This is a genomic window from Affinirhizobium lemnae (assembly GCF_022968395.1).
GTDB lineage: Bacteria > Pseudomonadota > Alphaproteobacteria > Rhizobiales > Rhizobiaceae > Neorhizobium > Neorhizobium lemnae.
Window position 1 is genome coordinate 82,153 of sequence record NZ_JALJQZ010000010.1, and the last position, 22,448, is coordinate 104,600.

The window sequence follows — 22,448 nt, forward strand, 5'->3', positions numbered from 1 at the left end:
CGGCGAAGTATCAGCAGAGACGCTTGGATGAGGGAGCCGCTTGGCGTAGACTGCCACGTGCAAGTCACGACAAGAAGGAAGGAATTCCATGAGTGTGCGTGTATCCGGAAAGCATATGGAAATCGGCGATTCGTTCAGACAGCGGATCGAGGGCCATATCGGGGAGGCGGTTACAAAATACTTCGACGGAGGATATTCGGGTCAGGTGATCGTGGAGAAATCCGGATCCCGATACACCTCGGACTGTAAGGTGCACCTGGACACCGGCATCGTGCTTCATGCCACAGGTGAAGCCAACGATCCGCAGGTTAGCTTCGATGCAGCATCGGAACGGATTGAAAAGCGCCTGCGCCGCTACAAGCGCAAGCTTCGCGACCACCATGCTGGGGCAACCCAGAACGGCTATGCAGAAATCGCCTACACGGTGATGGACGCAGTGTCGGAAGAGGAGGATGAGGTTCCGGATGACTTTGCTCCCACGATCGTGGCAGAAAGCTCCAAGCCTCTGAAGACAATGACCGTCGCAAGCGCCGTCATGGCGCTCGACATGACAGACGAACCCGTTCTGTTTTTCAGGAACCCTGGAAAACAGTTGAACATTGTGTACCGCCGCAACGACGGCAATATTGGCTGGATCGACGCCGCCAGTATCAAAGGATAGCCTGAAGGGAGTGCTTCGGCACTCCCATTCCCCCCCAGCGGGGGCAGAAGGATGGAAAGAATGGCGTTGGCAGATCTGCTGCAGCAAGATGCAATTGTTCCTGCGCTCAAGGTCAATTCCAAGAAACAGCTTCTCCAGGAACTCGCCGTCAAGGCTGCAAAGCTGACGGGACTTCCAGAGCGCGAGATATTCGATGTCATCCTGCAGCGTGAGCGACTTGGCTCGACCGGTGTCGGCCACGGCATTGCCATTCCGCACGGCAAGCTTGGCAGTATTGGGGCAATCACGGGATTATTTGCTCGACTTGAAACCCCTGTGGATTTCGAAGCATTGGATGATGAACCGGTCGATCTGGTTTTCCTGCTTCTGGCACCAGAAGGCGCTGGAGCTGACCACCTCAAGGCACTCTCGCGGATTGCCCGGGTGCTGAGAGATCACGATCTTGTGGCAAAGCTGCGCGCCACCGATTCAGCGTCCGCCATTTATGCGTTTCTGAATCAGGAGCAGGCGAACGCCGCATAATCCACTTCCATCGTCTTAAAATCAAAAAGGTCCGCCTCTTTCGAAGCGGACCTCAGATTGATGATAGACCCTCATGCTGGCGGTTGGACCAGTGGGGTTTGTCAGAAAGCTGGTGCTGCCAATGGCAGGCCGAACTTGTTCAGCTTAGGGCGTTTCAGGGCTCAATGGAATCGTTCTGCCGTGCTCGGTTTCAGTCAGGATCAAGGCTTTTGGCGAAGGGCATACCCGCAAGGTACGATCGAGACAAAAGCCGCAGATAATGGCTGAAAATGATCCGGCCCTCTGGGTTTGAGATGGCGGGTCATCTGCTTTGTCGCAGGGCTTGGCCCTATGCTGAGGCTACGACACGCGCCCTTCTCCTCGCATCTGCTCCCGCCCTCCCAAACAGAACTGTTTCCATTTAACCCTGAAGCGCTCTAACGGCGAATGGACGCCGTGCTGCACGGATCCACGCCATAGGCGGGCGCGCAGGCGCTCTTGTTGGCGGCAACAGTGCCGGGGGCCAGGAACGAGCCTGCAAGAATAACAAATGCCGCACACGCAAAAAACAGTGCGATGGATTTGCCCATGGGGGGAAGCCTTTCGGAGGAGGGTGTGGCAGTCACGGCGATACTCGGGTACTTGGGAGAATGGCGGCGGTGTACGGGCCGTCGCGATCTGTTTCAATAGAGTATTTTGCTGAACCGCCGGTTAACGTTAAGCAGTTGTGCGTTGCGTCATTTACGCCACAACCCTGAACGTCAAAGAGGCAGAACCATGTCCTGCCTCCTGCTTGAGCATATCTAATTGAAGTGGATTTTCGGCCGTCAGGCTGCCTTGCCGGAATTGGTGAACTGCCCCTGCACGCGATACTGGACGAGGTAGCTTGGCAGGATCGCATCCAGCAGCGTAGGACGGATACCGAAGGCTGCAAGCGTGCGGCCTTCCTGCTCGGCTTCCTTCGAAACAACGTTATCAGACTTCAGGAGCAGAACCTGATCGCTCGTCAGCGGCGGCGTGATCAGAGGAACCATGGAGGCGATGCTGCCGATCAACGAGGCAACACCGAAGGGTAGCGTGACCAGCGGACGCTTGCGGTAGGTGATGCGAAGGACAGCCTCGAGACACTGCTTGAAGGTCAGAACCTCTGCGCCGCCGAGTTCATAAATCTTGCCCTTGGCAACCTTGCCTTCGACCGCCTTTGCAATGGCCGTGGCGACGTCTTCCACGAAAACGGGCTGGAACTTGGTCAGCCCGCCACCGATCAGCGGAAGGAAGGGCATGGTGCGCGCCATATCGGCAAATTTATTGAAGAAGTTATCTTCCTTGCCGAAGATAATGGAGGGACGCAGGATGATAGCATCCGGAACGGTGGAGAGGATTGCTTCCTCGGCGCGGCCCTTGCTGCGTGCATAGGAGGACTGCGAATTGGCATCCGCGCCGATGGCCGATACATGCGTCAGGGTTGCGCCCGCGGCGCGGGCAGCCTCAGCTACGGCCTTGGCGCCAAATTCCTGCACGGCATCAAACGAGTTCTTGCCGCTTTCGAACAGGATGCCAACGCAGTTGACCACGTGATCCGAGCCGGCAACCGCCTGATCGATCGATTTCCGGTAACGCAGATTGGCCTGTACCAGTTGAATCTGGCCCACATAGCCAGCCGGACGCAGGAAGCCAGCGAGGTCCGGCCGACGGACAGCCACACGGATACGGTAGCCGCGCTTGGCCAGTTCCCGCACAACATGCCGGCCGACAAAGCCCGACCCCCCGAAAACGGTCACGAGCGGCGGAAGATTGGACATGGTCATGGGAGTACTCCGAAAGCCAAGGAGAGTTGTTTTTCTTTGTCTCTAGCCGAAACCGCGGACGAGGTGAAGGGTTGCAATGCACGCATTCGCTGGCAGCGCATGTTTTCTTCAATGCGCTCTGCGCAACAGAGGATGCCTTAGGGTCAAACGTCTCCGATGCCTTCGACAACCACCATTTCCGCATCGGCAACCTGCTGACGGATCTTGGCGGCAATCTGATATTCGGGAGACTTGTAGCAATCGACTGCGGCCTGCATGGAAGGGAACTCTATGACAACGTTCCTGGCCCGGGCCGTTCCTTCCAGCCGCGTATGATCGCCGCCGCGTGCCAGAAACTTTGCGCCATACTTCTCGAACGCTGGTTTGGCCGCTGCCACATAATCCTTGTACCGTTCGGGATCACGAACATCGACGCGCGCAATCCAGTATCCCTTCGGCATGCCTTCCTCCATATTTAATTTTACGGAATGAAAGGCGCCTTATGCGGAAAGCGCAAGTGCCATTTCATCAAGGATCGATTTTGCCGCAGCGAGAGGATCGCTCGCCTTGATGATGGGGCGTCCGACAACCAGATGGCTCGAACCGTTCCTTATCGCATCGCCAGGCGTCACCACGCGCTTCTGATCGCCCGCGTCAGAACCCGCAGGACGAATTCCTGGTGTGACGAGCGCCATATCGGGTCCGATGACGCTGCGCACAGCAGAGGATTCCTCGGCAGAGCACACTATACCGCCCATCCCGGCGTCTCGGGCCTGTTCGGCGCGCTTGAGAACCAACGAGCGAGGATCGGTGTCGTAGCCAGCGTCCAAGAGATCTGGCGCGTCCATTGATGTAAGGACGGTGACGCCCAGCAGGCAAAGATCCGATCCCTTCGCTGCCGCGACCGCTGCACGCATCGCCTTCGGATAGGCATGCAGCGTCAGCATGTTCACGCCCATCTTGGCAACATTCTCGACCCCGTGGGCAACGGTGTTGTCAATGTCGAGCAGCTTCATGTCGAGAAAAACGGATTTTCCGTTCCGAACCAGATCGCGCGCCAGTTCCAGTCCACCGACAAAAGCCAACTGGTAGCCGATCTTGTAGAAGGAAACCGTCTCGCCAAGTGTGCGGATCAGCGCCTCTGCCTCGCCAACGGTCGGTACATCCAGGCCCAAGATCAGGCGGTCGCGAGCATCCATCACGTTTCTCCTTGCCAGAATTCCATCGGTGTCCACTCGCATTTGAGGCGGCACTCGGCAAGATTGCGCGCAAGAGAAAAGCAGAAAAGATTGCCGCCTCCCGCTGGCTGATCCCAGTCTCGAGCGATGGACCGACCCGCAAGCGCGCATTTGAGGAGCGTTCCAACTCCGCCGTGGCCTACAAACACGATGGGGCGGGCGGGATCATGTTCCAGAATGATCTGCGAAATCGTGGTCACGATCCGCTGTTGCGCATCGATAGCCTTCTCCCAACCCCGAAAGCTGCGGGAAGGATCCGCGAAAAAGCGATCGGCCGCTTCTTCATGGGCGTCATGCGTGAGATAGCCCGTCGCGGATCGATCAATTTCGCGGCTGGCGCTCGCGATTTCCAACTCGACGCCAGCCGCCTCGACCAGGATTTCGGCGGTCTCGATGGCCTTGCGTTCCGGACTGCTAATAATCCGCTGCAGCTTTGTCACCCATGGACGAGCTGCTACAGCAAAAACGCGTTCACGCCCAAGCGGCGAGAGGCTCCAGTCGGGAACCGGAATCTGCGGGTCGATCTGCACCTGAGGATGACTGATATAGAGCCCGAACATTTTCTGATTTAATCAGGACGCGTATAGGTCCACAACTGCGCCGGCGGTAAATTGCGCACCACGAAGTCAAAATGCTTGATGCGATAGCAATCCGGCTTTGCGATGATGGGTGAAACCGGTCCGTAGGTGATCTGCATCACCGGGCGGCCGTGTGGCATGCGATCCAGAAGGTCTTCCAGGAGCCAGATCCGCTTTTCCATCGGGAAGCTTAGCATCGGGATGGCAGAAATGACGGCGTCGAATTTGCGATCCTTGAAGTCGCCAAGAATGGTCTGAAGCTCGAAAGCATCGCCGTTGACGAAGCGCACGTCCGGCATGGTCCTCATCAGATGCTGATAGAAGTCCGTCGAATACTCGATGGACACCAGATCCTGCGGCTTGATGCCCCGTTTCAGGATTGCCTTGGTGATGATGCCCGTGCCGGGACCAAGCTCCAGAACCGGAAGACCGGACTGCGGATTGATGACGCTTGCCATCCGGCGTGCCGTGACGCTGGAGGTGGGCAGGATCGCCCCAACCTGCTTGGGGCCTTCCATCCATCCCTTGAAGAAACGGATTTCCTCATCGAATTTACGGCCCAGTCGTTCCTTCAGGCGCAATTCCATCAACTATCTCCCGCGAATCTATTCAGTGTTCATCGCGCCGACATGACGCAAAATCAAGGAAAAATGTCGCATCTGAAATGCGGCAGAAAAAAGGGCCGCGGCTGCGACCCTTGAAATTTAGATTAAACACGCATCGGCATCAGCACATAAAGTGCGTCATCGCCCGCTGTATCCCGAACGAGTGTCGGCGAACCCGCATCGGCGAGGAGAAATATCGCATCCTCTCCTGATAGCTGCGCCGTGATATCTAGAAGATACTTGGCGTTGAAGCCAATTTCCATCGGGTCGCTTTCATAGCCGACGGCCACTTCTTCCGTAGCGCTGCCGGAATCCGGGTTGTTGACCGTCAGGAGCAACTGCCCGTCGCTCAGTGCCAGCTTCACGGCGCGGCCACGTTCGGAAGAGATTGTGGACACGCGATCGACTGCGCGGGTAAAGCTCTGACAATCCACGCGCATTTCCTTATCGTTTCCAGTGGGAATAACGCGCTGATAATCCGGAAACGTCCCATCGATCAGCTTGGACGTCATGACTATGCCACCAAGCGTAAAGCGGATTTTGGCATCCGAAACCTCGACCGTGACCACGGCTTCCGCATCGTCCATCAACTTCTGCAACTCGCCCACTGTCTTGCGGGGAATGATGATGCCTGGCATGCCTTCCGAACCGGAGGGTGCCTCGATATCGGCGCGAGCAAGCCGATGTCCATCGGTCGCAACGGCTCGCAGCTTCAACTGACCGCCCGTCTCGATCGTATGGAAGAAAATGCCGTTGAGGTAATAGCGCGTTTCCTCCGTAGAGATCGCGAACTGCGTGCGATCGATCAGCATCTTCAGATCGGATGCCTTGATCTTGAAGCTATGCGTGAAACTTCCCGCCGTCAGGTCAGGGAAGTCAGCTTCGGGCAGGCATTGCAGCGAAAACTTCGAACGGCCGGACTGAACCGACATCGTGCTGCCATCCGGGTTGACGGCTAGAAGAACCTCCGAGCCATCAGGCAGCTTGCGCACGATTTCATAGAGAAGATGCGCCGGAACCGTTGTCGCACCGGCCGTCTCCACCATTGCCGGCAGTTCTTCAGTGATCTCGAGATCTAGGTCCGTCGCCTTCAGCGCCAGATCGTTGCCGGAAGCACGCAGCAGGACGTTGGAAAGGATCGGAATCGTGTTGCGGCGCTCCACCACTCGGTGAACGTGATTCAGCGATTTCAGGAGGTTGGACCGCTCAAGAGTAATACGCATGGGATGCTACCGCTTTCGACCGTGCCGGCTTCCGATGAGAAGCCGAATGTTATTCTCATCCGTCAGGCTGGTCGGACGGATATGGACCGGCAAAATGGCAGACAAAGCGGCAAAAAGGCAAGAGGGCCGTCAGATTCTCAGGTCGGAATCAAGTTGGTGCATGAACTACTCACAGCTTTCCACATGGTTGCCGCTTTTGCCTTGCTCAGCATGGTGCGCTCGCCCATAAAGGCGAGATATTCACCAGGCGGGCGTTAAGCATTGACGGAAGATCGACAACAAGCGGCGAAAACCTATCGAATCGGGAACACGGCGATCCCGGCGCGACCGCTGGAACCGGCACTCTATCTGGTGGCAACTCCGATCGGCAATCTGGGCGATATCACTCTTCGTGCCTTGGAAACGCTGGCAGGCGCGGATGTTTTGGCCTGCGAGGACACACGGGTCACGCGTGTGCTGCTGGACCGTTTCGGCATTACGGGCAGGCCATATGCATATCATGAACACAACGCCAACGAGGCTGGACCGAAGCTTCTGGCGGCGCTTGAGGTCGGCAAATCTGTTGCGCTGGTGTCAGATGCCGGAACTCCGCTGGTTTCCGATCCCGGTTATCGCCTGGGCCAATTGGCGATTGAAGCGGGCTATCGGGTGGTGCCGATCCCCGGCGCCTCGGCGCCGCTGGCTGCACTTGTGGGTTCGGGCTTATCGACGGAAACTTTTCTCTTCGCGGGCTTCTTGCCGGTGAAGGAAAAGGGCAGGCGAGATCGTTTGGCAGAGCTTTCCAAGATCCCGGCAACCCTAATTTTTTTCGAATCACCGCACCGGATTTCAGATACGCTCACCATTGCAGCGGATGTTCTTGGCCCGACACGTGCAGCCTGCGTGTGCCGTGAACTGACTAAAACTTTCGAAGAGTTCCGCCGCGGAACGCTGGGCGATCTGGCAGTGCAGTACAAGGACGTGACGGTCAAAGGGGAAATCGTTTTTGTTGTTGGTCCACCAGACTATGATGATGTTCCCGCCGCCGTCGATGTGGACATCATGCTGAAAGAACTCTCCATCGCCATGCCAGCCACCAAAGCCGCAGCTGAGGCCGCCCGGCTTACCGGTCTCTCGCGTAAAGATCTTTATCAGCGCCTGATCGAGTTGAAAGATGCCGAAGACACACAAAAATGACGGCAAACGGCGCAGGCACGCAGAAAGGCGAGGCCGATATTCGGAGTATTTGGCAGCGCTTTATCTGATGGCCAAAGGCTATCGGATTGTCTCGACACGGTATCGTACGCCTCTTGGCGAGATTGATCTGATTGCCCGTAAGGGCAGCGTTGTTGCATTTATTGAGGTCAAGGCGCGCAAATCGGAAAATTTAGCTGTCGAGGCGGTCGGCTTTCAAAGCCAGAAACGTATTCGTGCAGCAAGCGATTTGTGGCTTGCAAAGCAAAGGAAGGCATCCGTCTTATCGCTAAGATATGACATCGTTGCGGTAAGGCCTTGGCGTCTACCAAGGCATTTTGTTGATGCTTTCTGAGTGCTTTTGCATAATTTTGCAAATTCGATGAATCTGCATTAGTAAGTCATATCTATTTCAAGGACCCGTCACGGAACGTCGCTAATCACCCCCCTCATCCTAAACTTAAGGAAAGAGGGACTATCCCCATGTTCAAGAAGCTTGGCCTTGCAGCGGTAGCGTTTGCTCTATCTGCATCCACGTCGCTTGCGGCAACTGAGGTCACCTGGTGGCACGCCATGGACGGCGAACTCGGCAACAAGCTCGAAGAGATTGCCGCGAAGTTCAATGAAGGCCAGAGCGAATACAAGGTCGTTCCCGTTTACAATGGTTCCTACCCGGAAACTCTGACTACAGCCATTGCTGCCTTCCGCGCCAGTCAGCAGTCGGCCATCATTCAGGTTTTCGAAGTCGGAACCGGCACTATGATGGCCGCCAAGAGTGCCGTTTACCCGTCTGCAAGCTGATGAAGGATGAGAGCGAAAGCTTCGAGCCGAAGTCGTTCCTCGGTCCGGTCGTCGGCTACTACTCCGACACTCAGGGCAATATCCTGTCACTGCCGTTCAACTCGTCAACGCCCGTCCTCTATTACAACAGATACGTTTTCAAGAAGGCTGGCCTTGATCCAGAAGTTGCTCCGAAGACCTGGAAGGAAGTCGAGGAGTTTTCAAATAAGATCGTAACGTCGGGCGCGGCCAAGTGCGACTTATGCGGTAGCACCGGTCGTCGCAGGCGTTTTGTGGTGGTTTCTCTTAAATACCTCGACGGGCTTATGCCCTTTGTTCTGGAACGATTCGGCATTCGCTGGGACCATGATCTGATGGCACGCATGCGATGATCCTGATCATCGTTGCGGCTGCCTGGAAACAGATCTCATACAACTTCCTGTTCTTACTGGCCGGTCTGCAATCCGTGCCGTAGGCGTTGATGGAAGCCGCCGCAATCGACGGCTCCGGCCCGATGAAGCGCTTCTTCACTATTTCGCTGCCGCTTCTCTTCCCCACCACCTTCTTTCTGTTCATCATGAATGTGAACTACACGATGTTCGACACCTTCCCGATTGTTGATGCGACGACGGTTGGCGGGCCGACACAAGCAATCATCACCCTCGTCTACAAGGTCTATAAGGATGGCTATCTCGGCTTGAATCTCGACTCCTCCTCGGCGTAATTGGTCCTTCTGATGCTCATCGTCATGGTGCTGACGTTTGTTCAGCCCCGCTACATCGAACGCCTAGCGCTGTATTGAGGAACGACCATGATTGAAGACAAACCCTTCCTCGCCTTTCTCACGCATCTTTTCCTCATCTGCGGCTTTCTGGTCGCCGCGCTGCCTATCTATGTGGCAGTCATTGCTTCTACCCATTATGTTTCGACTTTGATGGTCAGCGGATTCCCCTGTTACCGGGGGATCATTTTATCAAAAATTACCGAATAATCCTGACCAATGCTCCGGCTGCAAATGGCCTGCCGAACTATTCCCACATGGCGCTGACGGCTAAGTCATCGTCGGTCCTTCGGGCTGCGGCAAGTCAACGTTGCTTCGCATGTTAGCCGGGCTGGAGACGATTTCGGAAGGTGAAGTTTCCATCGGTGGCAGCGTGGTCAACCATAAAGAACCGGCCGAGCGCGACATTGCGATGGTCTTCCAGAACTATGCGCTCTACCCGCATATGACCGTCTATCAAGACCTGGCTTACTGCCTGAAAAATCGCGGCACGCCAAAGGTGGAAATCGATGCGCGCGTCGCAGAAGCCGCTCGCATGCTGGAGATCATCCAGTATCTGGAGCGCAAGCCGCGCGCACTTTCCGACGGGCAGCGCCAGCACGTTGCCCTGGGGCACGCCATTGTACGCAAGCCAGCGGCATTTCTTTTCGACGAGCCGCTCTCCAATCTCGATGCAAAGCTGCGCGTGTCCATGCGTGGCGAAATCAAGCGCCTCCAGCGGCGTCTCGGCACCACCTCTATGTCTTGCATGATCAGCTAGAAGCCATGACGCTGGCGGATCGGCTGGTAGTGCAAAACAGCGGAGAGATCGAGCCGATCGGGTCTCCGCGCCAAGTCTATCACGCGCCAGCGTCTGCCTTCGTCGCAAGCTTTCTCGGATCTCCCGCGATGAACCTGTTACGAGCAGAAGGTGCAAGGCTCAAAACTATTGATCGGCTCTGGACAGCTGGATCTATCGACGCCAGGACTGTTATCGGGAGCAGTGACCGTGGGGCTAAGGCCAGAGGACATGCGAGTGGTGAGAGTCGGCGAGAGAGGGCTTCCATTCCGGCTGGACTACATCGAGGAACTTGGCCCGCAACGTCTTGCGGATGGCTTTGTCGGAGACCAGGCTCTGACAGCCTTTTCTGCCAAATCTCTGCTGGCCGAGGATCTTTGCATGGTGATTGACCCAGCATGGCTCCATTTCTGCGATGCAACCAGCGGAAAAAGGCATGCGCTGGAAGGGTCGAGGCCACTTGCTCGATCTTCTGCAAGGGCATGATCAGAATTTTGGGCAAACGATTAAAATGTGAGTGACCGCAGAAACCTGATCGTTGGTTGTACCTGATACTCTCCGCTCGAATATGGTCGTGGGGGAAAGTATGGTATTGAAACTGGCTTTGGCTGGGGCATTGGCTCTGGCTCATCGTAGACGGATTGCCAATAAAGAGACGGTCCCGACTCCGTTCATCGGTGCCAGCAACGAGCACCTCGTCAGGGATATGGTGTCTTCGCCAATTGAGCCGAGCTGGATCCTATCCGGTAACCCGCAGGCGCGTGTCGCCTATCAATCCATAGCGGCGGACAAATGCGCATCGACAGCGATGTGGGATTGTACGGCCGGTAGTTTTCGCTGGTTTTTTGCCGAAGACGAGACAGTGGTTATTCTTGAGGGCGAGGTTTTCATAACAGCCGCGGATGGCACCCAGAAACTGCTGAGAGCCGGGGACGTAGGTTACTTCACAGCGGGTACCTGGGCGACATGGCGTATCGATCACTATGTCCGCAAGATCGCCTTTATGCGCCAGCCACTAGGTCTGCCTATGTCGTTCTTTTACCGGATGCGGCGGCGCATCATCTGGGAGCTTAAAGGTCGGCAACGAAATCTATAAGGTTTGTTTCACGCGTTGCCATTGCCCCTCAGGCATCCTACATCTGCCAGGCAATTCCTTGAGGGGCAGTCATGGCCAGTATTCGCAAAGTCGCGTTCCAGATGGACCACATATCCGGCATCAACATAGCCGGAGATTCGACCTTCGCCATGGCGCTGGAAGCGCAGTCGCGCGGCTACGAACTTTTTCACTATACGCCTGACCGGCTGACCATGCGCGATGGTAAAGTCTCTGCCGCAGTGGAAGCCATGCAGTTGCGTGACGAAAAAGGCAACCATTTCACTTTGGGTGAGCGGGAGCGCGTGGACCTTTCGACCATGGATGTCGTCCACCTGCGGCAAGATCCCCCCTTTGACATGGGCTATATCACATCCACTCATCTTCTCGAGCGCATTCATCCCAAGACACTGGTCGTGAACGATCCAGCCTGGGTTCGCAATTCTCCTGAAAAGATTTTTGTGACCGAGTTCGGAGATCTGATGCCGCCGACCCTGATCACGAAGGATGTCGGCGAGATCGCTCGCTTCCGGGAAGAACTCGGCGATATCATCCTGAAGCCACTCTATGGCAATGGTGGCGCAGGCGTCTTCCACTCTGCTCGTGATGATCGAAACTTTTCGTCGCTTCTGGAAATGTTCGGCCAGATGTATCGCGAACCTTACATCGCCCAAGCCTATCTGCCGGCTGTGCGCAAGGGTGACAAGCGTATCCTCCTCGTGGACGGGAAGCCGGTCGGGGCCATCAACCGCGTCCCTGCCGAGCATGACGCCCGTTCCAACATGCATGTCGGCGGTCGTGCAGAGCCGACAGAGTTGACCCGCCGCGAGCAGGAAATCTGCGATCGGATTGGGCCCGCTTTGCGTGAGCGCGGCTTCCTGTTCGTCGGGATTGATGTCATCGGTGATTACATGACCGAGATCAATGTCACGTCTCCAACCGGCATTCGCGAGGTGAAGAAGTTCGGGGGGGTCGATGCGGCCGCGCTGCTTTGGGATGCGATTGAGGCAAAGCGTTCTGCCGCTTGAGAGTTGAGACCTTTCAAATTTAGATGCAACTTTAACAGGATTTTTGTTCTCTAATTGTTCTTGTTTCCGCCTGCAAGTTGTGCTTGATTGCGCGCGAGCTTCGGTGCTGCTGCCGAAGCGTGGCTGGCAGGTGGAAATGGTCGCGCGTGTTAATACGGTTGCCTTTCAGGGCATAGAGGGCGTCCCTGTTGACGTGCAGGTCATGGTGGGCCCGGGGAAGCTCGCCATGCAGATCGTTGGCCTGCCGGACAAGGCGGTAGCCGAGAGTCGTGAGCGCGTACAGGCAGCCCTGCATGCCTCCGGTCTCGCGCTGCCGCCGAAACGGATCACGATTAATCTGGCGCCCGCAGATCTTCCAAAAGAGGGATCTCACTTCGATTTGCCAATTGCACTGGGGCTCATGGCTGCCTTGGGCGCCATTCCTGCAGAAGCGTTGGCAGGCTATGTCGTCATCGGCGAGCTCAACCTTGACGGAACACTGGCTGCGGTGGCCGGTGCATTGCCCGCAGCCATTGGTGCAAACGCGCTCGGCAAAGGCCTCATCTGCCCGGCTGATAGCGGCGCGGAGGCTGCCTGGGCTGGTGCCGAATTCGATATTCTGGCACCTCGCAGTCTGATTGCGCTGGCCAATCATTTTCGCGGAAGCCAGCTTCTCTCAAGGCCAGCGCCAGCAATTCGTGCAGCTCCCACCAACTTGCCGGATCTCGCCGAGATCAAAGGACAGGAAAGCGCCAAGCGAGCGCTGGAAGTTGCTGCGGCGGGTGGTCATAATCTTCTGATGGTGGGGCCGCCAGGTTCTGGAAAGTCGATGCTGGCGGCGCGCCTTCCTTCCATTCTCCCGCCGCTTTCGGCTGCGGAGCTTCTGGAAGTCTCCATGATTCACTCGATTGCGGGTCAACTTTCGGGAGGGAAGTTGTCGGACCGGCGGCCGTTCCGCACACCGCATCATTCGGCCACCATGGCAGCGCTTGTCGGTGGCGGTTTTCGGGCAAAACCGGGTGAAGCATCACTGTCACATCACGGCGTATTGTTCCTTGACGAGTTTCCCGAATTTTCCCCGCAGGTTCTCGATGCCTTGCGACAGCCGCTGGAAACGGGCGAGTGCATTATTGCACGCGCCAATCATCGGGTCTCTTATCCGGCCAATATCCAACTGGTCGCTGCCATGAATCCGTGCCGATGCGGTATGGCCGGTGAGCCGGGGCATACCTGTGCCAAGGGTCCCAAATGCATGACGGATTATCAGGCACGCATCTCCGGGCCTCTGCTGGATCGCATCGATATCCGTATCGACGTACCTGCTGTCGCGGCAGCGGACCTCATCCGTCCTCGTCCGGCTGAAAGCAGTGCCGATGTGGCTGCCCGCGTCGCGAAGGCAAGGGATCGCCAGCGCCGGAGGTTCATTGCCGCAGGCATGCCTTACATCAGCACCAATGCAAGATGTTCGACCTCGCTCATCGAGCAGGTCGCTGAACCTGACAATGCCGGAGCGCAACTGCTGAAGGATGCGGCCGACAAGATGAAATTCTCGGCGCGCGCTTATCATCGGGTGCTGAAAGTAGCCCGAACCCTTGCGGATCTGGACGACTGCGACCGTGTTGGGCGCATCCATCTCGCGGAAGCCATATCCTACCGAATAGCAGGAGAACGATTGACTGCAGCCGTCTGACGAAAGGCTCTCGAGATAACCGGTGAGACCCGCTGATGAGCAGACCGGATGCTCGCTCGTAGATCTCACGCCCGATGTCGGGCTGACCCCGACCATGGAGATCAGCCCTGACGGCGTAGCGCTAATGCATGTCGCGCTCAACCGGATTCGGTTGAGCGAAACGAACATGCATCATTTCAAAGTCTTACAGCGTCGTCCGCGCGTTCAATCGAACGCGCCGCGCTGTAGTGGTGTCCGGCAAGTCTTATCGCGTTGCTTGGCTTTAGGCACCGAGACCGTCGAACAGGACGGTCGAGAGATAGCGTTCTGCAAAAGACGGAATGATCACAACGAGGTTTTTCCCTTCATTCTCTGGCCGGGAGCCGATTTTGATGGCGGCTGCGAGTGCTGCGCCAGACGAGATGCCGACCGGCACGCCTTCAAGACGAGCCACCAGACGCGCGGTGTCGATGGCCTCCTGGCTGGAAATGGTCACGATTTCGTCATAGACGGATTGGTCGAGGATCTTGGGTGCAAAGCCCGCACCGATGCCCTGGATCTTGTGAGGACCGGGTTCTCCGCCAGACAGGACCGGGGATTCAGCGGGTTCAACGGCGATGACCTTGATGTCCGGTTTGCGGCTCTTCAGAACCTGACCCGTGCCGGTAATCGTGCCACCGGTACCGATGCCGGACACGAAGAAGTCGACCTGTCCGTCTGTATCGTTCCAGATTTCCTCCGCGGTTGTCTTGCGGTGTATTTCAGGATTGGCCGGGTTCTCGAATTGCTGGGGGATAATGGCATCGGGCAGGCTGGCCGCCAGCTCTTCTGCCTTGGCGATTGCTCCCTTCATCCCCTTAGGCCCCTCGGTCAAAACAAGTTCCGCGCCCAGAAGCGCCAACATCTTGCGACGCTCGATGGACATGGTCTCCGGCATGGTGAGGATGAGGCGGTAACCCTTGGCGGCGGCTGCAAAGGCGAGTGCAATGCCCGTATTTCCGGAGGTCGGTTCGACCAGAACTGTCTTGCCCGGCGTAATCGTACCTGCAGCTTCCAAAGCCTCGATCATTGCAACGCCAATACGGTCCTTGACGGAGGCGATCGGATTGAAAAATTCCAGCTTGGCCAAAAGATTGGCCTTCACACCCTTCTCCTTGGCCAGCTTTTCCAGCCGCACAATCGGGGTGTTGCCAATCGTTTCGGTGATCGAGGAATAGATTTTGCCGCGACCCGGTTTTGCATCAGTCATTGCGTATCTCCAAGCATTCGTCAAGCATCGAGTTTGGGGTGATTGAGCCTCAACCTAAGCCGTAAAACCGTGTTGCGCGAGGGGAGAGTGAACGCTGTCCGCCGGACTTGGCGGAATAATTTTTCCCGCGTTGGATCCGGTGCTTACCCTGCGTTCTCAGCGTGCTGCGATGTAAGCCGCTGTTCCCGCCAGAATACCTGCTGCCGAACGATTGAGTGCCTGCAGCGTGCGTGGTTTCTTCAGGAGTTCGCGCGCTTTCGACGCGAGCAAAATATAGGGCAGCAAGACCGCTAGCAGCACGATGAACGTAGTCGCTACCAGAGCCACATAATCTCGCAAACCGATGTCCTGCAACGGTATCAGGGTTGGCACGAGCGCCACGTAAAACAGCATGGTCTTCGGATTGCCAAGCGTGACCAGCAGTCCGGATAGAAATGCCATCATGCCGGTTGCACCCTTTGTCGCCTGAATGTCTTGCCGCAGCAATCCTGCAGTCCACAGCTTCCAGGCGATATAGCAGAGATACAGAGCACCAAGATATTTGATGATGAGAAAGGGCGTCGTGAAATTCTGCGCAAGAATGGCAAGGCCGAGAATGACGGCCGTGAGATAGACGAGATCACCCAGAATGAGGCCAAGCCCCATGAAGAATGTGGGGCGGAAGCCGGATCCGAGGGCCCGCGCGACAATGGCTGTCATGCCGGGACCGGGAATGGCCGCTGCGATGAACAGAGCGCCAGCATAGGTGATCAATGAAGCAAGGGTCATGAACTATCTCCTCATTCGCCATTGCTAATTGCGTTGCGATCCGGGCGCAACGGTTTATACACCGGTAGAGCCGAAGCCGCCCGCACCGCGCGCCGTGTCATTGAACGTATCGGCCTCCTGCACCTGAGCCTGAACAACGGGCGCGAAAACCAGCTGTGCGATCCGCATGCCGCGGTCGATCGTGAAGTCCTCCTGGCCCAGATTGATCAGCAGGACTTTAACCTCACCGCGATAGTCGCTATCGATCGTGCCGGGCGTGTTGAGACAGGTCACGCCATGTTTGAACGCGAGCCCAGAGCGAGGGCGGACTTGAATTTCAAAACCCTGCGGTATCTCCAAAATGAAGCCGGTTGGCACAAGCATGCGAGTGCCGGGCTGCAGGACGAGAGATTCACTCACAGCGGCGCGAATGTCCATACCGGCCGCGCCCGCCGTTTCATAAGCCGGCAGATCAAGCCCCTCAGCATGAGGCAGTCGAACGAGTTTCAGGGCAGGGCCGATGACTTCGCGCATGAGCGTCTCCTTCAAATCAGGCAGGTCAATTGCATAATTGGCCCGAAATCGCTAGATACGCCGCAACTCGAAGGATTTGCACATCATGGCTGAAAGCATTGCCGAGGCGGTATCCCGCCGCCGCACATTCGCGATTATCGCGCACCCGGACGCCGGTAAGACGACGCTCACTGAAAAACTGCTGCTGTTCGGCGGTGCCATCCAGCTCGCAGGTGAGGTAAAGGCGAAGAAGGATCGTATCCAGACCCGGTCCGACTGGATGAAGATAGAGCGCGAACGCGGCATTTCCGTCGTGACCTCGGTCATGACCTTCGAATACGAAGGCAATGTTTTCAATATTCTGGATACGCCGGGTCACGAAGACTTCGCGGACGATACCTACCGCACGCTGACGGCAGTGGATGCGGCTGTCATGGTCATCGATGCCGCAAAGGGTATCGAGCCGCGAACGCTGAAGCTTTTTGAAGTCTGCCGCATGCGCGACATTCCGATCATCACATTCGTCAACAAGATGGACCGCGAGAGCCGCGATACCTTCGAAATCCTGGACGAAGTGGAAGAGAAACTGGCGCTGGACACGGCGCCGGTCACCTGGCCTGTCGGGCGGTCCAAAACCTTCTGCGGCTCCTACAATCTGGCCAACAACACCTATCGTGGTTCCGACACACAGGTTGAGCCATTGAAGGTGAATGGTCCGCAAAGTGTTGCCGAAAACCTGCCGGAAAACGAACGCGATGCTTTCATCGACGAACTGGAGCTGGCGCGCGAAGCCTGCCGCCCGTTCGACCGTCAGGCTTTTCTAGAAGGCCATATGACGCCGGTCTTCTTCGGCTCGGCGCTCAGAAACTTTGGCGTTCGTGATCTCATCAATGCGCTGGGCGATTTTGCGCCTCCACCACGAGATCAGGTAGCCGATACCCGCACCGTTCATGCGGCTGAAGACAAGATGACGGCCTTCGTCTTCAAGATCCAGGCAAACATGGACCCCAACCATCGCGACCGCATTGCTTTTGCCCGCATTTGCTCCGGCAAGCTGGAGCGCGGCATGAAGGCGCGCCTGGCCCGTACCGGCAAGCAGATGGGCCTGACCGCACCGCAGTTCTTCTTTGCCTCGCAGCGCCAGCTGGCAGATACAGCCTATGCAGGCGATGTGGTGGGTATTCCGAACCACGGCACGTTGCGTATCGGTGATACGCTGACAGAAGGCGAAGCGCTGGTCTTCCAGGGCGTGCCGAACTTCTCGCCGGAAATCCTGCGACGCGTGCGGTTGGAAGATGCCATGAAGGCAAAGAAGCTGAAGGAAGCGCTTCAGCAGATGGCAGAAGAAGGCGTTGTGCAGCTCTTCTCGCCAGAGGATGGCTCACCGGCCATTGTTGGCGTGGTCGGTGCTCTGCAGCTTGACGTTCTGAAGGAACGGCTCTCTGCCGAATACAGCCTTCCAGTCTCGTTTGAAATGTCGCGCTTTTCGGTTTGCCGCTGGATTTCCTCGGAAAACAAGGCCGACATGGAGAAGTTCCTGACCGTCAAGCGAGGCGATATCGCCCGCGATCTGGATGGCGATCCGGTGTTCCTGGCTCAGGATGCGTTCTCGCTCCGCTATGAGGCGGAACGCTACCCGTCCATCAAGATGGTTGCAATCAAGGAGTATCACGTCGCCAAGGCGGCGTGATCCCCTTCCGACGTAAGGTCTACCAGGAAGTCGTCGCACCAGCGCTTCACGTCATGAACCAGCAAATGGTCCATCATGCCGCGCCAACGCTGGATACGCTCCTCCTTGCCCATCGTCAGGGCGCGAGCGATTGCATGGCCCGTTCCCTCGATGTCGTAGGGATTGACCAGAAGAGCGCCGTTCAGTTCTCGTGCCGCTCCCGCAAAACGTGATAGCACCAGAACTCCGGGATCTTCCGGGTCCTGTGCGGCGACGAATTCCTTGGCGACAAGGTTCATGCCATCTCGCAAAGGTGTCACAAGACCAACCTTCGCCAGCCGGTAAAGCCCCGCCAGAACGGGACGCCCGATGGAACGGTTGATGTAGCGGATGGGAACCCAGTCCACAGTGCCGAGAGCGCCGTTCACCCGACCAGCCTGCTCTGCAACGGTTCGCTGCATGGCCTCGTATTCCGGCACTTCTGACCGCGATTTCGGCGTGATCTGCAGATAAGTGACTTTGCCCTGATAGGCAGGATTGTGGGACACCAGGCTTTCATAGGCGTCGATGCGCTGGGTGATGCCCTTGGAATAGTCCAGCCGGTCGACACCGATGATCAGATCACGGCCCTCAAGGCTCTGCCTTGCCTTGCGCACCATGGTGGTGGAGGCGGCCCGTTTGGCAAATTCTGCAAACGCCGCTGTCTCGATACCGATGGAATAAAAGCCGCCTTTAAAGGTTCGTCCGTGCGAGGAATAAAGCCCCTCTCCAACCGCATTGCCGAAACCCTCGCGAACCAGGCAGCCACGGAAGTTTTCCAAATCGTGGTCTGTCTGAAAACCAACAACGTCATAATGGGTCAGTCCGCGCATGATCTCTTCATGCACGGGCATGGCAAACAGCACATCTGCTGGCGGCCAGGGAATGTGCAGGAAAAAACCAATCTTGTTCTTGAAGCCCATCTGCCGGAGTTCGGCTGCAAGCGGGATCAGATGATAATCGTGGATCCAGAGAACGTCGTCCTCCTGGATGAGAGGAGCCACCCTATGGGCGAAAAAGCGGTTGACCCTGAAGTAACCGGCCATTTCCTTGCGGCCATACTCTGCGAGATCCAGCCGGTAATGACATATCGGCCAGAGAACACGGTTGGCGAAGCCGTGATAATATTCTTCGACATCGGTGCTCGTCAGATCGGTCAGCGCATAGGTAATGTTGCCGCGCTCCGTCAGTGCCAGCGGGGCTGGCTCTTTTGTGCCGCTCGATTTCCCGGACCAGCCCATCCACACGCCGCCGCGCTCTTCAAGCGCTGCCTGAAGTGCGACCGCAAGTCCGCCGGCAGGTGCCGTGCCGTTTTTCTCCGGCATGGGCACGCGGTTGGAAATGACAACGAGACGGCTCACAATAAACTCCCTCTTCAACGATCGAATTCAATCCGAATGGTGTCAGGCCTGGCGCGCCAGATCGGCCAGAATCTTCCTGAGTGCATCGGGTGACGGTATCGCACACACCGCGGCGGTATCGCGCAGTTCTCCGATCCGGATGGACAGGCCTCCCAACTCGTTGGCGACTTTGAACATCGCCTCATCCGTCAGATCATCACCGATGGCGATGGGTTTGCGCCCTAGAAAGGGTTCCGCATCGAGGAATGCCTTCAATGCCTCTCCCTTGCTGGCACGGGCAGGCCTGATCTCGATCACCATTTTGCCGCGTTGAAGCGTGTAGTCAGCCCCTGCCTCCTCGGCAGCAGATTGCATGACGGCGTCCAGCGCTCCGGCCCATTGCTGCGCCTGACGGTAATGGGCCGCCACTGCTGATCCCTTGTCCTCGATGATGACGCCGTCCCAGTCGGCGGTTACGCGTGCCAGAGATCGTTTAAGGGCCTCGAAATCGTCGTCTTGGGGCAGCCGTTCCAGATCCCCGGCAGAATTTCGCCTTTCTGCACCATGAAGGCCGGCGATTGGCAAAGCCAGCGGTGAGAAAAGCTGGTCTGCAAAGGAAACCGCCCGCCCGGTAACAAGCCCGACCGCGCCGCCCAGAAGGTTTGAGATCCGCGACAGGGTCGAAATCAACCCCTCAGGAACGACAACCGCTTCCGGCGTCTCTGCAAGGTCTATGAGAGTGCCGTCAATATCGAGGAACAGCGCCCAGACTTGAGGCTCTCTTGCAAGCTCTTCAAGCACTGCTGAGTCCGCGAACTGCCCCTTGGCTTCACAAGCTGTATCAGGTGTTAACATGTTTTGGGATGTAGACCGGGGCACTCATAAGGCAAGGTGTCAACCGCGAACTGACTGCTTCGGTGCGAATACGCCTGGTCATTTATTTGACACTTTCCAGGCAAGTTTATCAGGCACGACGTTCGCTAAGACATCGTTTACCAATTCGTCACAAGCTTTACATCGATATCCCGGCAGGTTGCTGGGCATTTAAGTCAGGAAGATCGATCATGTGTCGCTGGGCCGCCTATCGCGGTAACCCTCTTTACCTGGAGGAACTCGTTTCCTCTCCTGCCCACTCCCTTATCGAGCAGAGCCATTGCGCAAGCCGCGCAAAAACAGCCACCAACGGCGATGGCTTCGGTATCGCCTGGTATGGCGACCACCCCGAACCGGGGCGATATCGCGATATTCTGCCCGCCTGGTCGGACTGCAACTTGCGCAGTATCGCCAAGCAGATCCGCTCGCCGCTGTTCCTCGCTCATGTGCGCGCAGCGACCAGCGGTGGAACACGGCGCGATAACTGCCATCCCTTCGTTTTCGGTCCGTGGTCGTTCATGCATAACGGCCAGGTCGCAGGCTTCGACAAGATCCGCCGCAAGCTGGAAGCGCATTTGTCGGATGAACTCTTCCATGCCCGTTCGGGCACGACAGATTCCGAACTGCTTTTTCTGCTCTCCCTGGAAACGGGCATGGCGAAGGATCCGATCGGTGCCGTTTCTCGCGCAATCGCTCTGGTGCAGAAACATGCCGCAGAGGAAGGGGCAAATCCGCTTGTGCGCTTCACGGCAGCCTTCTCGGATGGCAAATCGCTCTATGCAGTTCGTTATGCGAGCGATCAAAAGCCGCCGACGCTTTACGCGGCTCCCATGGGGCCACAAGGCGGCTATTGCCTCGTGTCTGAGCCATTGAACGATGACGTTGATGCCTGGACGGAGATCCCCGCCGGAAGCGCCGTTCTGGTGACGGATGATGGACTGCTGACCTCTGCATTTTCGCCCGCACCTTTCGCGAAAGCGGCTTGATCATAAAACAGGACGGCCAGATCAGTTGATCTGGCCGTCCTGCATTGCAATGGAAATGAGAGTTGACGATGAAGACTGACGGCGCCCCCACGATTTCCTCAGCGCCCCCGACCAGTTTTCAGCTGTTTCTCGGTTTCTTAGGGATAGGCATCATCGGCTTTGGCGGCGTTCTGCCCTTGGCCCGTCGCATGCTGGTGGAAGACCGACGCTGGCTGACGCCCGATGAATTCGTCGATCTTCTGGGTCTTTGCCAGTTCCTGCCGGGTGGCAATGTCATCAATATTTCCGTCGCCGTTGGCATGAAGTTTCGCGGGTGGCGTGGCGCTCTGGCGTCCATTCTCGGCCTGACGGCGGTTCCAACGGCTTTCGTCATCGTTCTCGGCGTGATCTACGATCGGTATCGTGACGATCCGCATGTGCAGCAAGTCTTCGCAGGTCTGGCAGCGGCGGCAGCGGGCTTGCTGATCGCCATGGCAATCAAGCTCGTCACGCCGATCCTCACCAAACCCGCGGCGCTTTTCATCGCCTCCTTACTCTTCTTTGCGGTCGCCTTCCTGCGTCTGCCGCTATTGCCAACCATGCTGGTGCTTGCGCCGTTATCCGTTCTTCTGGCCTGGAGGTTGCGTCCATGATCGGAACCCTTATTGCGCTTGCTTTCATCTTCACCGAGCTGTCGCTCATGGCGTTTGGCGGAGGCTATGCGGTTCTGCCCGAGATCCAGCGGCGGGTGGTGGATGTGCAGCACTGGGTGACAGCAGAGGAATTCAGCGCGCTCTTCGCGCTTGCGCAGGCAGCACCCGGACCAAACATGATGATCGTCCCGCTCATCGGCTGGCACGTTGCCGGATTGCCGGGGCTCGCGGTTGCATCAATTGCGAAATTCCTGCCTTCGTCGCTGATCACCTGCCTGACCGTGTCGGTCTGGGACCGGTTCCGCGACCGCCCGTTGCGCACCGTGGTACAGGCCGGGCTCCTGCCCATCACGACGGGGTTGGTCGCGGCCAGTGCCGTCGTGATTACCGTCGCATCCGCCAATACGCTGCTGCTTGCCGCGATAACGGGGGCTACCGCGGCAATCTCCATCTGGACCCGCGCCCACCCTGTTGCGGTTCTTGGGCTCGGCGCGGCTGTGGGTCTCGCCTCAAGCTATCTCTGACG

24 protein-coding genes and 3 pseudogenes are annotated in these 22,448 nt (G+C 57.3%); 15 read left to right on the plus strand and 12 right to left on the minus strand.

What is annotated here, in order from left to right; translation table 11 throughout:
* The first annotated feature begins 88 nt into the window (after positions 1 to 88).
* Both hpf and ptsN read left to right on the plus strand, forming a co-directional pair.
* Positions 89 to 661: a ribosome hibernation-promoting factor, HPF/YfiA family gene (gene hpf / locus MUU53_RS08780; protein WP_062555176.1), complete on the plus strand. Its 573-nt coding sequence runs from the start codon at positions 89 to 91 to the stop codon at positions 659 to 661.
* Positions 662 to 721: 60 nt separating this feature from the next.
* The gene (ptsN, locus tag MUU53_RS08785) at positions 722 to 1,183 is read left to right on the plus strand and encodes a PTS IIA-like nitrogen regulatory protein PtsN (protein WP_247260569.1); all 462 of its coding nucleotides are present in this window, start codon (positions 722 to 724) and stop codon (positions 1,181 to 1,183) included.
* Positions 1,184 to 1,599: 416 nt separating this feature from the next.
* Here ptsN and MUU53_RS08790 read toward each other — a convergent pair whose 3' ends face one another.
* From MUU53_RS08790 to dnaN, 7 genes are all read right to left on the minus strand, one after another.
* On the minus strand, positions 1,600 to 1,752 hold the full coding sequence (locus tag MUU53_RS08790) for a hypothetical protein (protein WP_137135961.1): 153 nt from the start codon (positions 1,750 to 1,752) through the stop codon (positions 1,600 to 1,602).
* A gap of 237 nt (positions 1,753 to 1,989) precedes the next feature.
* Complete coding sequence (locus tag MUU53_RS08795; protein ID WP_247260570.1) at positions 1,990 to 2,970, minus strand: complex I NDUFA9 subunit family protein; 981 nt, start codon at positions 2,968 to 2,970, stop codon at positions 1,990 to 1,992.
* Positions 2,971 to 3,113: 143 nt separating this feature from the next.
* Positions 3,114 to 3,410: a DUF1330 domain-containing protein gene (locus tag MUU53_RS08800; RefSeq protein WP_062555141.1), complete on the minus strand. Its 297-nt coding sequence runs from the start codon at positions 3,408 to 3,410 to the stop codon at positions 3,114 to 3,116.
* A gap of 39 nt (positions 3,411 to 3,449) precedes the next feature.
* Positions 3,450 to 4,148: an orotidine-5'-phosphate decarboxylase gene (gene pyrF / locus MUU53_RS08805; protein WP_247260571.1), complete on the minus strand. Its 699-nt coding sequence runs from the start codon at positions 4,146 to 4,148 to the stop codon at positions 3,450 to 3,452.
* Positions 4,148 to 4,747 carry a histidine phosphatase family protein gene (locus MUU53_RS08810; RefSeq protein WP_247260572.1) on the minus strand — a complete coding sequence of 200 codons (600 nt, stop codon included), beginning with the start codon at positions 4,745 to 4,747 and terminating at the stop codon, positions 4,148 to 4,150. The genes pyrF and MUU53_RS08810 overlap by 1 nt, the downstream gene beginning before the upstream one ends.
* Positions 4,748 to 4,755: 8 nt before the next feature.
* Complete coding sequence (gene pmtA / locus MUU53_RS08815) at positions 4,756 to 5,352, minus strand: phospholipid N-methyltransferase PmtA (protein WP_247260573.1); 597 nt, start codon at positions 5,350 to 5,352, stop codon at positions 4,756 to 4,758.
* Positions 5,353 to 5,474: 122 nt separating this feature from the next.
* Positions 5,475 to 6,593 carry a DNA polymerase III subunit beta gene (gene dnaN, locus MUU53_RS08820; protein ID WP_247260574.1) on the minus strand — a complete coding sequence of 373 codons (1,119 nt, stop codon included), beginning with the start codon at positions 6,591 to 6,593 and terminating at the stop codon, positions 5,475 to 5,477.
* A 261-nt stretch (positions 6,594 to 6,854) separates the two neighbouring features.
* Between dnaN and rsmI the strand changes: the two genes are divergently transcribed.
* From rsmI to MUU53_RS08865, 9 genes and pseudogenes are all read left to right on the plus strand, one after another.
* Positions 6,855 to 7,769, plus strand: a complete 915-nt coding sequence (rsmI, locus tag MUU53_RS08825) for a 16S rRNA (cytidine(1402)-2'-O)-methyltransferase (RefSeq protein ID WP_247260575.1) — start codon at positions 6,855 to 6,857, stop codon at positions 7,767 to 7,769.
* Positions 7,747 to 8,121 (plus strand): YraN family protein, encoded by a 375-nt coding sequence (locus MUU53_RS08830; protein ID WP_247260576.1) that lies wholly within the window; start codon positions 7,747 to 7,749, stop codon positions 8,119 to 8,121. The genes rsmI and MUU53_RS08830 overlap by 23 nt, the downstream gene beginning before the upstream one ends.
* A 128-nt stretch (positions 8,122 to 8,249) precedes the next feature.
* Positions 8,250 to 8,803, plus strand: a pseudogene (locus tag MUU53_RS08835) (extracellular solute-binding protein); the annotation flags it as partial.
* Between the two features lie 4 nt (positions 8,804 to 8,807).
* Positions 8,808 to 9,348 (plus strand): annotated as a pseudogene (locus MUU53_RS23350) (ABC transporter permease subunit); the annotation flags it as partial.
* 9 nt (positions 9,349 to 9,357) lie between these two features.
* Positions 9,358 to 9,537 carry a hypothetical protein gene (locus tag MUU53_RS08845; RefSeq protein WP_247260578.1) on the plus strand — a complete coding sequence of 60 codons (180 nt, stop codon included), beginning with the start codon at positions 9,358 to 9,360 and terminating at the stop codon, positions 9,535 to 9,537.
* 64 nt (positions 9,538 to 9,601) lie between these two features.
* Positions 9,602 to 10,591, plus strand: a pseudogene (locus MUU53_RS08850) (ATP-binding cassette domain-containing protein); the annotation flags it as partial.
* A 100-nt stretch (positions 10,592 to 10,691) separates the two neighbouring features.
* Positions 10,692 to 11,201, plus strand: a complete 510-nt coding sequence (locus MUU53_RS08855) for a cupin domain-containing protein (RefSeq protein WP_247260579.1) — start codon at positions 10,692 to 10,694, stop codon at positions 11,199 to 11,201.
* Between the two features lie 71 nt (positions 11,202 to 11,272).
* The gene (gene gshB, locus MUU53_RS08860; protein WP_247260580.1) at positions 11,273 to 12,226 is read left to right on the plus strand and encodes a glutathione synthase; all 954 of its coding nucleotides are present in this window, start codon (positions 11,273 to 11,275) and stop codon (positions 12,224 to 12,226) included.
* Positions 12,227 to 12,362: 136 nt separating this feature from the next.
* Positions 12,363 to 13,895: a YifB family Mg chelatase-like AAA ATPase gene (locus MUU53_RS08865; RefSeq protein ID WP_247260628.1), complete on the plus strand. Its 1,533-nt coding sequence runs from the start codon at positions 12,363 to 12,365 to the stop codon at positions 13,893 to 13,895.
* Positions 13,896 to 14,157: 262 nt separating this feature from the next.
* On the opposite strand, the gene cysK is transcribed toward MUU53_RS08865, so the two are convergent.
* The 3 genes from cysK to dut all read right to left on the minus strand — a co-directional run bounded on the left by cysK (position 14,158) and on the right by dut (position 16,404).
* On the minus strand, positions 14,158 to 15,123 hold the full coding sequence (cysK, locus tag MUU53_RS08870; RefSeq protein ID WP_247260581.1) for a cysteine synthase A: 966 nt from the start codon (positions 15,121 to 15,123) through the stop codon (positions 14,158 to 14,160).
* Between the two features lie 156 nt (positions 15,124 to 15,279).
* A complete protein-coding gene (locus MUU53_RS08875) occupies positions 15,280 to 15,891 on the minus strand; it encodes a LysE family translocator (protein ID WP_247260582.1) in 612 nt (203 codons plus the stop codon).
* A gap of 54 nt (positions 15,892 to 15,945) precedes the next feature.
* Positions 15,946 to 16,404, minus strand: a complete 459-nt coding sequence (gene dut / locus MUU53_RS08880; protein ID WP_247260583.1) for a dUTP diphosphatase — start codon at positions 16,402 to 16,404, stop codon at positions 15,946 to 15,948.
* An 85-nt stretch (positions 16,405 to 16,489) separates the two neighbouring features.
* Between dut and MUU53_RS08885 the strand changes: the two genes are divergently transcribed.
* The gene (locus tag MUU53_RS08885) at positions 16,490 to 18,073 is read left to right on the plus strand and encodes a peptide chain release factor 3 (protein ID WP_062555158.1); all 1,584 of its coding nucleotides are present in this window, start codon (positions 16,490 to 16,492) and stop codon (positions 18,071 to 18,073) included.
* Here MUU53_RS08885 and otsA read toward each other — a convergent pair.
* On the minus strand, positions 18,052 to 19,452 hold the full coding sequence (otsA, locus tag MUU53_RS08890) for an alpha,alpha-trehalose-phosphate synthase (UDP-forming) (protein WP_247260584.1): 1,401 nt from the start codon (positions 19,450 to 19,452) through the stop codon (positions 18,052 to 18,054). The two genes, MUU53_RS08885 and otsA, sit on opposite strands and share 22 nt — an antisense overlap.
* 42 nt (positions 19,453 to 19,494) lie before the next feature.
* On the minus strand, positions 19,495 to 20,232 hold the full coding sequence (gene otsB / locus MUU53_RS08895) for a trehalose-phosphatase (RefSeq protein WP_247260585.1): 738 nt from the start codon (positions 20,230 to 20,232) through the stop codon (positions 19,495 to 19,497).
* 263 nt (positions 20,233 to 20,495) lie between these two features.
* Here otsB and MUU53_RS08900 point away from each other — a divergent pair, with 263 nt between their 5' ends.
* The 3 genes from MUU53_RS08900 to MUU53_RS08910 all read left to right on the plus strand — a co-directional run bounded on the left by MUU53_RS08900 (position 20,496) and on the right by MUU53_RS08910 (position 22,446).
* On the plus strand, positions 20,496 to 21,290 hold the full coding sequence (locus MUU53_RS08900) for a class II glutamine amidotransferase (protein ID WP_247260586.1): 795 nt from the start codon (positions 20,496 to 20,498) through the stop codon (positions 21,288 to 21,290).
* Between the two features lie 68 nt (positions 21,291 to 21,358).
* On the plus strand, positions 21,359 to 21,922 hold the full coding sequence (locus tag MUU53_RS08905; RefSeq protein WP_247260587.1) for a chromate transporter: 564 nt from the start codon (positions 21,359 to 21,361) through the stop codon (positions 21,920 to 21,922).
* Positions 21,919 to 22,446 carry a chromate transporter gene (locus MUU53_RS08910; RefSeq protein WP_247260588.1) on the plus strand — a complete coding sequence of 176 codons (528 nt, stop codon included), beginning with the start codon at positions 21,919 to 21,921 and terminating at the stop codon, positions 22,444 to 22,446. The genes MUU53_RS08905 and MUU53_RS08910 overlap by 4 nt, the downstream gene beginning before the upstream one ends.
* Positions 22,447 to 22,448 lie beyond the last annotated feature (2 nt).